A 13,544-nucleotide genomic window follows, 5' to 3' on the forward strand; every position below is an offset into this window, starting at 1 on the left:
CGATGAAACACGGCCGACTTCGAGTGTTGCTCGGCGCCGCTCCGGGCGTCGGTAAGACCTACAGCATGCTCGAAGAAGGCAAACGCCTCCGCGAGGAAGGCAAAGATGTGGTCGTCGCGATCGTGGAAACCCACGGTCGCGCGGCCACGTCCGGCATGGTGGAGGGACTCGAGGTCATCCCTCGGATCACCGTCTCGCACCGTGACGTCGAACTGACCGAGATGGACATGGCTGCGGTGTTGGAACGCCACCCGCAGATCGCGCTCGTCGACGAACTCGCCCACACCAACGCCCCCGGTTCGGTGAATCAGAAGCGCTGGCAAGACGTGCAGACCCTGCTCGCCGCCGGCATCGACGTGATCTCGACCGTCAACATTCAGCACATCGAATCGTTGAACGACGTGGTGCAACAGATCACCGGCGTCGTGCAGCGCGAAACGTTGCCGGACGCGGTGTTGCGGGAGGCCGACCAGATCGAGGTCGTCGACCTGGCGCCCCAGGCGCTGCGCGACCGTCTGGCCGAGGGAAACGTTTACCCGGCCGAGCGCATCGACGCGGCGCTGTCTAACTACTTTCGGCTCGGCAACCTGACCGCGCTCCGCGAATTGGCCCTGCTCTGGCTGGCTGACGAGGTCGACAGCGCGTTGAAGGCGTATCGCACCGAGCACGGCATCAGCAATAAGTGGGAGGCCAGGGAGCGCGTTGTCGTCGCGCTGACCGGTGGCCCCGAGGGGGAAACCCTGATCCGCCGGGGCGCGCGCATCGCCGCCCGCTCGGCCGGCGGCGAGTTGCTCGTCGTGCACGTGATCAGTCAGGACGGCCTGCGCACGCCGCATCCGCAGGCCCTTGCCGATCAGCGTGCCCTGGCTGTGGAACTGGGTGGCAGCTACCACCAGGTCGTCGGCAACGACATCCCGCGCGCGCTCGTCGAATTCGCCCGGGCCGCGAACGCCACTCAACTCGTGCTCGGCGTCAGCCGGCGCACCCGGCTGATGGCCGCCTTCACCGGGCCGGGCATCGGGTCGACGGTGATCCGGGAATCCGGCGACATCGACGTGCACATCGTCACCCACTCGGCGGCGGGCGGCAAGTTCGCGCTTCCCCGCCTCGGCGGTGCTCTCTCGCTGCGTCGGCGCATCCTCGGCTTCGCCCTCGCGCTCATCGGCGGCCCGCTCCTCACCTGGCTGCTCGTGTCATTTCGCACGACCGAGTCGATCACCAGTGATGTGCTCAGCTACCAGCTTCTCGTCGTTCTGGTCGCTCTCGTCGGCGGCATGTGGCCTGCCTTGTTCGCCGCCGTGTTGTCGGGGCTCACCCTCGACTATTACTTCGTCGAGCCGTTTTACACGATCACCGTGGCGGAGCCCCTGCATCTTTTCGCCCTCGTGCTCTACATCGTCAACGCGGTGCTCGTCAGCTATGTGGTCGACATCAGCGCGCGGCGAGGGCGCACGGCCAAGCGGGCGGCGGCCGAGTCCGAACTCCTGGCCACCGTCTCGAGCAGTGTGCTGCGCGGCGAAGATGCCCTGCAGGCGCTTGTCACCCGCACGCGCGAGGCGTTCTCCCTCACCGCTGTGCAGCTGCGGGTCGGCGACACGGTCGTCTATGAAGACGGCGAGTCGCACGCCGACGATCACACCTCGACCATTCCGGTCGGCGAGCGGGCAGTGCTTGAGCTTCACGGCGCGGACCTGGAATCGTCGGAACGCCGGCTGCTCACCGTCATTGCCAGCCAGATGGATGCGGCGCTCGAGCACAACGACCTGGCCAAGACGGCCAGCGAGATCGGTCCGTTGGCCGAGGCCGATCGCATCCGGAGCGCCTTGCTCGCCGCGGTCGGTCATGACTTGCGTCGGCCGTTGTCTGCTGCGACGGCTGCGGTGAGCGGGCTGCGGGCGACGGATGTGACGCTCTCGGCGGACGACCGCGCCGAGCTTCTGGAGACCGCCGGTGAAAGCCTCGACTCTCTCGCCGCGCTCATCACGAACCTGCTCGACGTCAGCCGGCTGCAGGCGGGTGCGCTGGCCATTGCGGCCGAGCCGGTTGAAGCGGCGGAGGTCATCCTTCCGGCGCTCGACGAGCTGGGGCTCGGGCCCGACGACGTCGAACTCGACCTGCCTGCAGATCTCAGCCTGATCCTGGCCGACCCGGGGCTGCTCGAGCGAGTCATCGTCAATCTGCTGGCCAACGCGACGAGGTTCTCCCCCACTGGGCGGCGCATCCGCATCTCGGCGAGCGAATTCGCCGGCACGGTGGAGATCAGGGTGATCGATCACGGACCCGGAATCCCGGCAGACCGCCGCGATGTGGTTTTCATTCCGTTCCAGCGCCTCGGCGACACCGACAATCTCACCGGGCTCGGACTCGGTCTGGCTCTGTCGCAAGGGTTCGTCGCGGGGATGGGTGGAACGCTCGAGGCCGATGATACTCCGGGAGGCGGGCTCACTATGGTGATCTCGCTGCCGGCCGTCGCGACCGGATCTCCAGAAATTCCCGGTGCATTGGGATCACCAGATGCACCAGACGCTCCAGACGCTCCAGACGCTCCAGGCTCACCAGGCTCACCAGGCTCACCAGGCTCACCAGGCTCACCAACAAAGGCAGACGCATGAAGATTCTCATCGCCGATGACGACCCCCAGATTCTGCGCGCCCTGCGCATCACCCTGGGTGCACGCGGTTACGAGATCGTCACTGCCGACGACGGTGCTGCGGCGCTCAACGCGGCGATCGCGCACCATCCTGACCTGGTGATGCTCGACCTTGGCATGCCGAACATCGACGGCATCGGGGTGATCACCGCGTTGCGCGGGTGGTCGCAGGTTCCAATTCTCGTGGTGTCGGGGCGCAGTGGCGCCGCAGACAAGGTTGACGCTCTCGATGCGGGCGCCGACGACTACGTCACCAAGCCGTTCTCGATCGATGAGTTGCTTGCGCGCATCCGTGCGCTCACGCGCCGCGTTGTCGCGCCGGATGACGAACCGGTGGTCAGCTTCGGCGACATCACCGTCAATTTGGCGGCCAAGCAGGTCACTCGAGTCGTGGCCAATGGAGCCGCCAGCGAGGGGATGACGGTTGACGGGGCTACCGTTGACGGGGCTTCCGGCCAACAGACGGAGGCAGTGCGGCTGACGCCCACCGAGTGGCTGATCCTCGAGGAGCTGCTGCGCAACCCCGGCCGACTCGTCACGCGGGAGGCGCTACTCACACGGGTGTGGGGGCCGAACCACACCGGTGACAGCGGCTACCTTCGTCTCTACCTGGCTCAGTTGCGCAAGAAGCTTGAAACGGACCCGTCACGACCGCGGTACCTGCTGACTGAGGCCGGGATGGGGTATCGCTTCACTCCTGACGCGTAGGACGTCGCCCGACTTCGGCCGGCTCCGGCCGGGCACTCCTCGCTCACATGGGTCGTGTCAGTGGTGGCTGTCATGCTTGTGGTGGGCGTGACCGGAGAACCCGGGGCAACGAAGCTACAGCCCGTTGACCCGAAAGCAGCACCACCATGATGGGAACCCATCACGCGATCACCGGCGCCGCCGCGTGGGTCGCCGTGACCTCCACCGCCACTCAGATTCCGACTTTGGGCTGGCATCCGCTCGGCCCGGTGAGCATCGTGCTCGGCGCGGTCGTCTGCGCCGGCGCAGCGTTGTTGCCCGATGCCGATCACCACAATGCGACGATCGCCCATTCACTGCCGGGTGTCGGACGGCTCGCGACCGGAGCCGTCCGTGCCGCGTCAGGTGGGCATCGCCACGGCACCCATTCACTGCTCTCCGCGATTCTGGTTCTCGGCACCGCGCTCTGGCTCGCTCAGTCGAGCTGGTATGCCGAGGACAGCACCGGAGCGGTCTTCGTCGGATCGGCCATCGCCGCCGCTGCGCTACTGGCATTCGCGGTGAAGGTGCTGACTGTCGTGCCGGGATGGTGCCAAGCCTGGGCGATCGGAGGCACGATCGCGGCGTTGATCAGCTGGCTGAGCCCGCACCAGTGGGAGTGGCTGCCACTCTGCATCGCCATCGGTTGGGCCGCACATCTCGCCGGCGACTTTCTGACCACCGGAGGGCTCCCGCTGTTCTGGCCGCTGAAAGTCAAGGCACCCCGATTGGTCACTCGGACTCCACTGCTCAAGGCCCTCTGGTCCAAAGGCGGGTACTTTGCCTTGCCGATTCTCGGCAACACAGGCTCCTGGCGGGAGTGGTGCTTGATGGTTCCACTGGGGATCTATGCGCTTGCCGGTGTCGGCCTCGAGGTGTGGCGAGTCGTTCAGCGCTAACGTTCCGGTGATCCCGTGAGCCGATCTCGGGAACGCGGTCGTCCCGGTGGTCGAGCCTGTCGAGACCCGGTGTGCCGATCTCGGGAACGCGGCCATCCCGGTGGTCGAGCCTGTCGAGACCCGGTGTGCCGATCGTTACCGGCCGAGTGTGGTGTGGGCGCGGTGCTGGTTGGCGGGGAGCCAGTCTCCGCCGAGTCCCATCCAGGGTGGTGCCTTGACCTGCACGGCCCCGTCGACGAGTTGGATCAGCCAGCCGGAGGTGTCGATCGTGTGGTGGTGGTACCAGCAGAGCGCGACACCGTTGTTGACATTCGTTGGGCCGCCGCGATACCAGGGGATGACGTGGTGCATCTCCGCCCAGTTCGGCGGGGAGAGGCAGCCGGGGATGACGCAGCCGCCGTCGCGGGCGAGGATCGCCCGGCGTTGCACCCGGGTGAAGAACCGTGTCGTCATGTCGAGTTGGAGGATTTCGCCGTTGGCGGCGAAGACGATCTTCTGCATCCCCCCGGCACAGACCAGGCGTTGAACGGTGCTGATCGACAGAGGCGCCTCGACGCCGTCGGCCCAGCCGACCCCGGTGCCATCGATCAGGTCGGTCGCATTCACGTGCACCATCACGGTCGGCGCCGCCCCGCCCATCGTCGGGGTGCCGGCGTCCCGCGCGGCGGCATCGAACACGCCGCGGAGGATGTCGGCGCACTTCTCGCCGCCGGTGCGGGTATCGAGCGCCTCGAACTGGTCGGCGCCGGGGATGACCTCGCCGGCGTCGATCCGGGCCTGCTCCTCGGCCTGCTGGGTGGCTTGTTCCTCGGCGGTCGGGAACCGGCCGGGCTCGGCCGGAACGGGCTGAGAATGAGCACTGAGATAGGTGTCGAAGATCCCGTTCATCACCCCGCGGAGTTCCGGGGTGACCCCACCGCGCAAGGGGTAGAGCCCGTCACGGAATTGGCCGAAGCCGACGGTGCTGCGCACCTCCATTGCGGTCCCGTCGGCCGGGGCGGTGCCGTCGGGGTCGAGGAGCGCCTTCCACTGCAGCACCTGCCCGCGGATCAGGTCGGCCGGGAACGCGAACCCCGCATTCGGCAGGCCCGCGTTCTCGGCCGTGACCGTGCCGGTCGCCGAGGCGACCAAACCGCGTTCGGCCGCATCGACGGCGTCCGGGGCGAGAAAGCTGGGTAGGTCGGTCAGGCCGGTGACGATCTGCTCGGCCGCGTCGACGCCGATGATCCCGGCGGTCAGCGCGTCGGCGACGACCGGGTAGCGCGGTGGCAGTGTCGCGCCGACGACCTGGGTGATCCGGGTCTTCGCGCCGAGCCTGACCCGGCGTTTCGCCTCCCGGGCGGAGACCCGGGTGACCATCGTGATCAGGTCGGTGCCGGTGGCACAGCCGCGCGTGCGGGCCAGAGACTCGTTCTGGGTTCTCGTGTCGGAGCGCGCGTCGACATCGGCGGCGAGGGCGACCCGGCCGGCATCAACCAGGCGGCCCACGGCCTCCATCGCCCCCAAGCTCCCGAGAACGTCATCGTCGGAGAGTAAATGGGGCTGAAGGTCGGCCATCACGTCGACCAGAAGCGCCTGAACCTGCGCCATGACCGCGGCCACCGGAGTGTCGGTGGTCGGGGTAATGATGAGGGAAACAGGCTCTGATTCCATGCTTCAATTCTCTCAAAATCAGAACTGGAATACGAGTTTTTCTCAGGATCAGTGGATAACTTTTCTAACATGTGTTCTGTGGAGGAGCAAGCTCGGAAACGTGAGGAGTGAGCCTCAGAACAGGGTGAGTTCAGAGGCCGGCTCGCGGGATCTCGACAGGCTCGATCACCGGGGCGCGTTCAGGCATCGGCTCGCGGGATCTCGACAAGCTCGATCACCGAGAGCAACGCAGAACAGGCCCGACTCCGAAGAGTCGAGCCTGTTCCCACTATCTCGAACTAGCAGTGTCGAGCTACGCCGTGCGACGTCGAGCTGCGACGAAGGCAAGTGCAGCGCCGAGCATCACCAGGATGCCCGCGGCGATTCCGCCGGTAGTCGAGTCGAAACCGGTCGAAGCAGGTCCCGAGCCCCGCACTGTCAGCGTGCACCGCGCTCTGCAGCACCACTACGCCGTGACAACCACTACGCCGCGACAACCACTCAGTTGAGCCCGCCGACTGCGCGCAAGAAGGTGAGCGTTGATCCGTCGCCGACGGTGAGTTTGTTGAGGGCCGCGTTGAACACGGCGCCCGCGTCGGCTGCGATATGGGTTTCAAACGCCGCTTGGTCACGATAGATCTCGTAGACGAAGAAGCAATCGGGCGCGTCGACTTTGCGATACACGTCGAAGACTAGATTGCCGGGCTCCGCACGAACTACGTCGGCGAATGCAGCGATCAACTTCTCGACTTCACCCCCGCGCCCCGGAACGGCCGCGAACTCTGCAGAGAGGGCGACCGTCCCGGTTGAAACTGGCGTGCTCACGCGCGCTGCGCCCCGGTCATAATGGCGACGGCATCCGTCATCGAGTGCGACTGCGGAGTGATTGTGGCCGCACGCTTGCCAAGACGCTGAATGTGGATGCGGTCGGCAACCTCGAACACGTTCGGCATGTTGTGGCTGATGAGAATGACCGGGATGCCTCGGTCGCGCAGTTTCTTGACCAGCTCCAGCACCTGGTTCGATTCCCGCACTCCGAGCGCAGCGGTCGGCTCGTCGAGCACGACGACCTTGGAACCGAATGCGGCGGCACGCGCCACAGCGACGGCCTGGCGCTGGCCGCCAGAAAGGTTCTCCACGGGAACGGTCACGTCCTGCAGCGTCGTGATTCCGAGTTCGTTGAGCTCGGCGCGAGCCCGTTGCCTCATACCCTTGGTGTCGACGATGCGGAACAGCGAGCCGAGAACACCTGCCTTGCGAATCTCGCGTCCGAGGTACAGGTTCGCGGCGACATCGAGCGCCGGCGAGACGGCGAGGTTCTGGTACACGGTCTCGATGCCGGCGGCGCGCGCGTCTTGCGGGCGCTTGAAGCTGACCCTCTGGCCTTCGAGGAAGAGCTCACCTTCGTCAGGGATCTCGGCCCCCGTCAGGCACTTGATGAGTGTCGACTTGCCTGCACCGTTATCTCCGATGATGGCGAGAACCTCGCCGCGGTAGAGCTCCAAGCTCACGCCATCGAGGCCGACGACTCGACCGAAGGTCTTGACGAGGCGCTTTGCTTGGAGGATGGGCGTGCGGGATTCTGTGGCCGCGGCATCGTCTGCCTGCTGGGTGGGCGTGCTGAGGGTCATTTGCGTACCTTTCGAATCCACTGGTCGACCGAGACCGCGACGACGATGAGCACACCGACGGCGAAGGTTTGCCAGAGCACGTCAAGCCCGGCGAGGGAGAGGCCGTTGCGGAACACGCCCACGATGAGCGCACCCAGCAGGGTGCCCCAGACGGTGCCGCGGCCACCGAACAGGCTGGTTCCTCCGATCACCACGGCGGTGATGGAGTCGAGATTGAGGTCGAGCCCGGCGTTCGGGGAAGCCGCATTGCTCCGGCCGATCTGAATCCACGCGCCGATGGCGAGGATCGCACCGGCGGCCAAGTACACGCTCATCAGCACTCGGTTCACACTGATGCCAGCGAGACGTGCTGCCTCTTTGTCGTCACCGACCGCGTAGACGTGACGCCCCCAGGCCGTTCGACCGAGAATGAAGGCGACGATGATGTAAACCGCGAGCATCAATACGACGCCGATTGTGAAGTTCACTCCTCCGACCTGGAAGGTCTCGCCCGTCCACGTGAGCAGCGCGGGCATCTCCGCGCCACGCACCGTGGCACCGGATGAGTAGAGAAGCGTGAGCGCCACGAAGATGTTGAGCGTTCCGAGGGTGACGATGAATGGTGGAAGACGGAATTTCGTCACCAGGAACCCGTTGAGGGCGCCGGCGCCGAGGGCGACGAGAAGGCCGGCGGCGAGCCCGAGGATGGCGGGCAGCCCCGCCTGTACGGTGCTCTGGGCGATGACCATGGAACTCAGCACCATGACGGCTCCGACGGAGAGGTCGATTCCGGCCGTCAAGATGATGAGGGTTTGTGCAATGGCCAGCGTGCCGACTACCGCGACCTGTTGGGTGATCAGCGAGAGGTTGGCCGGATTCAGGAAGCGCTCGTTGAGCAGCCCGAACACGATCACCGCGAGCACAAGGACGATGGCCGGGCTGATTGCCGGGTAGCGGTGCAGCGCATTTCGAACGCGGCTGAGGGGCGTCGTGCGGTCGAGGAACTCCTCGGCCAGATCAATCGCTGCGGTTTCTGGTGCAACCGCGCTGGTTTGTTGACTCACGTGAAAACTCCGATGGTTTCGTGCGGTGGTGGTGAGGCGGCGGGGATCGGGGACCGCGTGGGCGGCGCCCCGAACCCGCTTTACTCGTGGCGGGGCGTGGCTAGCCCCAGCAGATGGTCTGTGCTTCGGTCGAGTCGATCGAGTCGACGCCGGCCTGCGGGTCGTCGGTGACAAGAGCAACCCCGGTGTTGTAGAAGTCGAGGCCCTGGGTGACCTCCGGCTTGGTGCCGTTGGCGACGAGGTCGACGATCGCCTGCACACCGAGTTCTGCCATCTTCACCGGGTACTGCTGGCTCGTTGCGTTGATGATGCCTTCTTCAACCTGGCCGACGCCGGCACATCCGCCGTCGATCGACACCACGATCGCGTCGGTGATTCCCGCCGCCTTGAGCGCCTGGGATGCGCCGTAGGCGGCTGGCTCGTTGATCGTGTAAACGACGTTGATTTTCGGGTTCTTGCTGATGAGGTTCTCTGCGGCAGAACGGCCGCCGTCCTCAGCGCCCTGCGAGGCCGCATTGCCGACGATCTCGTACTCGCCGCCACTGTACTTTCCACTGTCGGCCTCATCGCCGTTCTTCGCGGGATCGGCAAGGTCGATGCCCATGCCGTCGAGGAAGCCCTGGTCGCGGTCGACGTCGACGGAGACGATCTTGTCGTCGAAGAGGTCGATCATGGCGATTGTTGCCTTCTCGCCGCCGAGCTTGGCTGCCGTCCACTCGCCGATGTACTGGCCGGCGAGGAAGTTGTCTGTGGCATAGGTGATGTCAACGGAGTCGGGGTTGGACGGCGCCGTGTCGAGCGCGATCACGTAGAGTCCGGCATCGCGTGCCTTGACGAGGGCGTCTTCGACACCAGGGCCGTTCGGAGTGATCAAGATTCCGGCGTCGCCCTTGGAGATGGCGTTCTCGATCGCCTGGATCTGTGTGTCCTCGTCCCCATCGGTCTTGCCGGCAGCGAGGGTGAGAGTGACTCCAGCCGATTTGGCCGCGGCCTTGGCGCCATCCTGCATGGCGACGAAGAAGGGGTTCGCCGTGGTCTTGACGATGAGCGAGACACCAACGGCGTCTGATCCGGCGTCGGCAGCGGCGCCGGCGGCCTCCGGGGTGCTTGAGGAACAAGCAGTGAAGGCGAGTGTTGCAATTGCCGTGATCGACCCGGCCGCGAGAAGGCGCTTGGCGAATCGATTGTTTGGTGTGCGATTCATCGGTGAATCTCTCCTTGGTTTGAAGGGAGTTCAACTCCCTGACAACGATGTCATAGGTAGTTCTATGTCATCGATACTGTTAGAGTCAAGTCCATTCAGCACATTGGAGACATAAACGTGACATCGTTGTCAAAACATCTTCCTGAGCCGCACCACACGCAGCCCCGGCCGACGATGAAACATGTCGCCGCCCTTGCCGGCGTGGGAATCAAGACGGTGTCGCGCGTGATCAACGGCGAGCCGAATGTCTCTGAGGCCACGATCGAGCGCGTCATGAAGGCAGCGACGAGCCTCAATTACCAGCCGGACCTGCACGCCGGAAACCTACGCAGGGCTGACGGGCGCACCAAAACACTGGGGCTGTTGGTCGGTAGCGTCGCGAACCCCTTCTCTGGTGCATTGCACCGCGCCGTCGAGGAAGCAGCACTCGCGCGCGGCATCGCGGTGTTCGCCTCCAGCCTCGACGACGACCCCGAGCGCGAGGAGTTGATGGTCGACGCCTTTCTGAGGCGGCGGGTTGACGGACTGATTCTCACGACCGTCTCCCGCAGCCAGGCCTATCTCCTGCCCGAACTGCGTCGGGGCACCCCTGTCGTCTTCGTCGACCGCGAGCCAGCCGGCGTCGAGGCCGATGTCGTGGCGAGTGACGGCGCGGCCGGTGCAGCGACCGCCACTCGGCATCTGCTTGAGCACGGGCACCGCCGCATTGCCTACCTCGGCGACCGCGTTGATATTCAAAGCGCCAAAGAGCGCCGCCGCGGCTTTCTCGAGGAGCTCGGCCGCGCGGGCGTCGCCACCTCAGACATCCCCGTGATCGACGGCCTGCACGATGAGGAGACGGCGCGCATCGCACTTCTCGCGCTGCTCGACTCGGCAACCCCTCCAACGGCGGTATTCAGCAGCCAGAACCTCGTCACGATCGGGGCGGTACGCGCGCTCCGCGAGCGGGGCCTGCAGCACCGTGTGGCAATTGTCGGCTTCGACGACATCCCGCTCGCCGATCTGCTCGAACCCGGCATCACTGTCGTCGCCCAGAACCCGCAGCGCATCGGCGAGCTCGCAGCGGAGCGCATCTTCGCGCGCCTCGATGGCGATGAGTCACCGGCACGCAACTACGCAGTGCCGACCCAACTCATCACCCGCGGGTCTGGGGAGATCACCCCGTCATGAGCGCCGTCTCCCCCACAGCCGCACACGTCGTCGTGATCGGCGACGCGCTGATCGATCGCATCGTCGACGGCGACGAGCGCCGGGACTTCGTTGGCGGAGCCGGGCTCAACGTCGCCGTCGGCCTCCGCACACTCGGAGTCACCACCACCCTTGTTGCGACGCTGGGGGCGGATGCCGACGGCACTCGCGTGCGGGAGCACCTCCGCGGCCACGGCGTAACGCTGCTCGCCTCTCCGGCCGCGCTGGGAACATCCGTCGCCCTGTCCGAGCGCGTCGACGGCGAGCCGCGATATGTCTTCAACAAGGCCGCCCAACAACGCGAAGTCACCTTCTCACCGGAGGTCTTGGCCGCCATTAACACCGCAACACTCGTCGTCGTCAGCTGCTTTCCCTTCGACAACCCCGCGCAATCCGCGTTACTCACTGCGAGCATTCTGCGACCAGAGGCTCGTCTGGTCCTTGACCCGAACCCACGCGCGGGCATGCTCAGCGACAGGGCGGCGTTCGTGAAGAACTTCGAGGCGTTGGCCGGCACGAGCCTCCTCACCAAGGTGGGTGACGAAGATGCGCAGTTGCTCTACAACTCCTCTCTGGCCGATCTGCGAGACCGGTTGATTGCCGCAGGAACACGAACGGTTCTCGCCACAGCTGGCCGCGACGGTGCAACGATCACGACATCAACCGGCATCACCGCTGCATCCGGAATCACCGAAATGCCCGGCGAGGTGATCGACACGATGGGGGCAGGCGACGCGACTCTCGCGGCAGCGGTCAGCGCCCTCGTTCACGACGGAATCCCGGCGCACGAGGAAGGCTGGGCTCGCCTGCTCGGACACTCCATGGATACCGCAGCAGCAACGTGCCGTGTCGAGGGCGCGCTCCTCCAGCCGCACCCCGGATCGCTGCCACAGGCGTCACACTAATCACCCAGCCCACCGCGAATTTTCGCGTACCAACGGAGCCGGGTGTCGGCGGCTCTGAGACCGCGACTACACCGTGCATACAACTCAGCCGACCGCATCCCCCGTGTCGAGGCTCCGCCAGAATGTCACTTCAGGCGCGGCCGTTGCGCCCGATCGCTCGAGCATGCCGCCTATCTCAGGACTCGCGTCGAAGAACCGCCGGAACGACTCTTCGTCCGGCCACTCGTCCACGACGAGGATCTCCTTGTCGTTTCCGTAGAAGCGGTGGGAAATGACACCGTGCTCCTTGGCCTTTGCGAGGATGCTCTGCATCGACGCGTCGTCTTCCTGCTCAACCTTGGTCGCATCCCCTGCGACTCTCATCGTCACTATGACGCTCATGTTGTCCTCCTAGACGCAAAGCCCAGGCAGGTCCCGAGCCCCGCGCTGTCAGCGTACGCCGCAGTCTCTCTCACCACTACGCGGCAACTCGGTGCGAAAGAATGCACAGTATTGGCAATACACAGCGAACACCGTACTTTCGGCCGATCCGATTCTGACCATTCCGCCGATACCCGGGGGCGACGCGGCGACGACCATCGAGGTATGACAATGACAACCAGCATCCGTCCCACGATGACCGCGGCCGTGTACCGGCACTTCGGCGCACCCGACGTTGTCCGCCTCGAGCAACTCGCCATCCCCACGCCGAGGCCCGGCGAAGTGCTCATCAGGGTTCATGCGAGCACCGTGAGCGTCGCCGACCACCGGGCCCGCAGCCGCGACATCCCCGCCGGCCTCGGGCTGCTCGCCGCGCTCGGGCTCGGCATAATCCGGCCGAGCCACCGCGTCCTCGGCATGGATGCTGCGGGTGTCGTCGAAGCCATCGGCACCGGCGTCACCGCCTTTGCCCCGGGAGACAGGGTCATCGCGTTGATGGCCGGCGCCTTCGGCGGGCACGCCGAGTATGTGTGCATGCCTCAGGATGGCGCGATCACGCGAGCTCCCGAAAGCATGACCTTTGAGGAGGCGGTCACACTGGTGTTCGGCGGCACCACCGCCCACGGCTTCTTCAAGAAGGTCACGATCGGGCACGGCACCACGGTGCTCGTCAACGGTGCGTCAGGCGCCGTCGGCACCGCCGCCATCCAGCTCGCCAAGCAGCTCGGCGCCCAGGTCACCGCCGTGACCAGCGGGGCAAATGCCGAGCTCGTCACCTCGTTGGGCGCCGACCGGGTAGTCGACTACACGAAGCAGGACTTTACCACGGCCGGCGACACGTATGACGTCGTCGTCGAGTGCGTCGGCAACGCCCCCTTCGACCGGTCCGGTGCATCCATCAACCCGGGCGGAGCCCTCCTCCTGGTCATCTCGGACCTCAGGGGGATGCTTCGAAGCCGTGGACAGAGCCGCAGGTCGGGAAAACTCGTCACCTCCGACGTCGGGAAGCCGAACGCCGACGACCTCGCCTATCTCGTCAGCCTCGCCGACTCGGGGCGCTTCCGGGCCGTCATTGACCGCAGCTATGACCTCGCTGACGTCGTCGAGGCGCACCGCTACGTCGACACCGGGCGCAAGCGCGGCAACGTCGTGCTGCACGTCGCCGACCCCAACGAGCACCGCGAGCAAGGACCGATGTCATGACCGTCATCGCTCCCGCGACAAAGGTCCCCGTTCGCCTGATGAT

Annotated in this window: 12 protein-coding genes; 6 read left to right on the forward strand and 6 right to left on the reverse strand. The window is 65.7% G+C overall.

Going from position 1 to position 13,544, the window contains the following annotated elements; translation table 11 throughout:
* The first annotated feature begins 2 nt into the window (after positions 1-2).
* The 3 genes from AC1DCF_RS08795 to AC1DCF_RS08805 all read left to right on the forward strand — a co-directional run bounded on the left by AC1DCF_RS08795 (position 3) and on the right by AC1DCF_RS08805 (position 4,275).
* Positions 3-2,612 carry a DUF4118 domain-containing protein gene (locus AC1DCF_RS08795; RefSeq protein ID WP_477210675.1) on the forward strand — a complete coding sequence of 870 codons (2,610 nt, stop codon included), beginning with the start codon at positions 3-5 and terminating at the stop codon, positions 2,610-2,612.
* Positions 2,609-3,358, forward strand: coding sequence for a response regulator (locus AC1DCF_RS08800; RefSeq protein WP_477210676.1), 750 nt, complete (start codon positions 2,609-2,611; stop codon positions 3,356-3,358). Before AC1DCF_RS08795 ends, AC1DCF_RS08800 begins: the two co-directional genes overlap by 4 nt.
* Before the next feature lie 146 nt (positions 3,359-3,504).
* Positions 3,505-4,275 (forward strand): metal-dependent hydrolase, encoded by a 771-nt coding sequence (locus AC1DCF_RS08805; protein ID WP_477210677.1) that lies wholly within the window; start codon positions 3,505-3,507, stop codon positions 4,273-4,275.
* Between the two features lie 135 nt (positions 4,276-4,410).
* Here the strand turns inward: AC1DCF_RS08805 and AC1DCF_RS08810 are convergent, their stop codons facing one another.
* The 5 genes from AC1DCF_RS08810 to AC1DCF_RS08830 all read right to left on the reverse strand — a co-directional run bounded on the left by AC1DCF_RS08810 (position 4,411) and on the right by AC1DCF_RS08830 (position 9,785).
* Positions 4,411-5,928: an HNH endonuclease signature motif containing protein gene (locus tag AC1DCF_RS08810; protein ID WP_477210678.1), complete on the reverse strand. Its 1,518-nt coding sequence runs from the start codon at positions 5,926-5,928 to the stop codon at positions 4,411-4,413.
* A gap of 480 nt (positions 5,929-6,408) precedes the next feature.
* The gene (locus AC1DCF_RS08815) at positions 6,409-6,732 is read right to left on the reverse strand and encodes a putative quinol monooxygenase (RefSeq protein ID WP_477210679.1); all 324 of its coding nucleotides are present in this window, start codon (positions 6,730-6,732) and stop codon (positions 6,409-6,411) included.
* Positions 6,729-7,538 carry an ATP-binding cassette domain-containing protein gene (locus AC1DCF_RS08820; protein ID WP_477210680.1) on the reverse strand — a complete coding sequence of 270 codons (810 nt, stop codon included), beginning with the start codon at positions 7,536-7,538 and terminating at the stop codon, positions 6,729-6,731. The genes AC1DCF_RS08815 and AC1DCF_RS08820 overlap by 4 nt, the downstream gene beginning before the upstream one ends.
* Positions 7,535-8,581 carry an ABC transporter permease gene (locus AC1DCF_RS08825; protein ID WP_477210681.1) on the reverse strand — a complete coding sequence of 349 codons (1,047 nt, stop codon included), beginning with the start codon at positions 8,579-8,581 and terminating at the stop codon, positions 7,535-7,537. The genes AC1DCF_RS08820 and AC1DCF_RS08825 overlap by 4 nt, the downstream gene beginning before the upstream one ends.
* A gap of 100 nt (positions 8,582-8,681) precedes the next feature.
* The gene (locus AC1DCF_RS08830; protein ID WP_477210682.1) at positions 8,682-9,785 is read right to left on the reverse strand and encodes a substrate-binding domain-containing protein; all 1,104 of its coding nucleotides are present in this window, start codon (positions 9,783-9,785) and stop codon (positions 8,682-8,684) included.
* A gap of 117 nt (positions 9,786-9,902) precedes the next feature.
* Between AC1DCF_RS08830 and AC1DCF_RS08835 the strand changes: the two genes are divergently transcribed.
* The gene (locus AC1DCF_RS08835) at positions 9,903-10,955 is read left to right on the forward strand and encodes a LacI family DNA-binding transcriptional regulator (RefSeq protein ID WP_477210683.1); all 1,053 of its coding nucleotides are present in this window, start codon (positions 9,903-9,905) and stop codon (positions 10,953-10,955) included.
* A complete protein-coding gene (locus AC1DCF_RS08840) occupies positions 10,952-11,878 on the forward strand; it encodes a PfkB family carbohydrate kinase (protein WP_477210684.1) in 927 nt (308 codons plus the stop codon). Before AC1DCF_RS08835 ends, AC1DCF_RS08840 begins: the two co-directional genes overlap by 4 nt.
* An 84-nt stretch (positions 11,879-11,962) precedes the next feature.
* On the opposite strand, the gene AC1DCF_RS08845 is transcribed toward AC1DCF_RS08840, so the two are convergent.
* Complete coding sequence (locus AC1DCF_RS08845; RefSeq protein ID WP_477210685.1) at positions 11,963-12,259, reverse strand: hypothetical protein; 297 nt, start codon at positions 12,257-12,259, stop codon at positions 11,963-11,965.
* A 204-nt stretch (positions 12,260-12,463) separates the two neighbouring features.
* Here AC1DCF_RS08845 and AC1DCF_RS08850 point away from each other — a divergent pair, with 204 nt between their 5' ends.
* Positions 12,464-13,501, forward strand: a complete 1,038-nt coding sequence (locus AC1DCF_RS08850; RefSeq protein ID WP_477210686.1) for an NAD(P)-dependent alcohol dehydrogenase — start codon at positions 12,464-12,466, stop codon at positions 13,499-13,501.
* Positions 13,502-13,544: the final 43 nt, after the last annotated feature.

It is taken from the genome of Leifsonia sp. 10L418 (genome assembly GCF_056395445.1).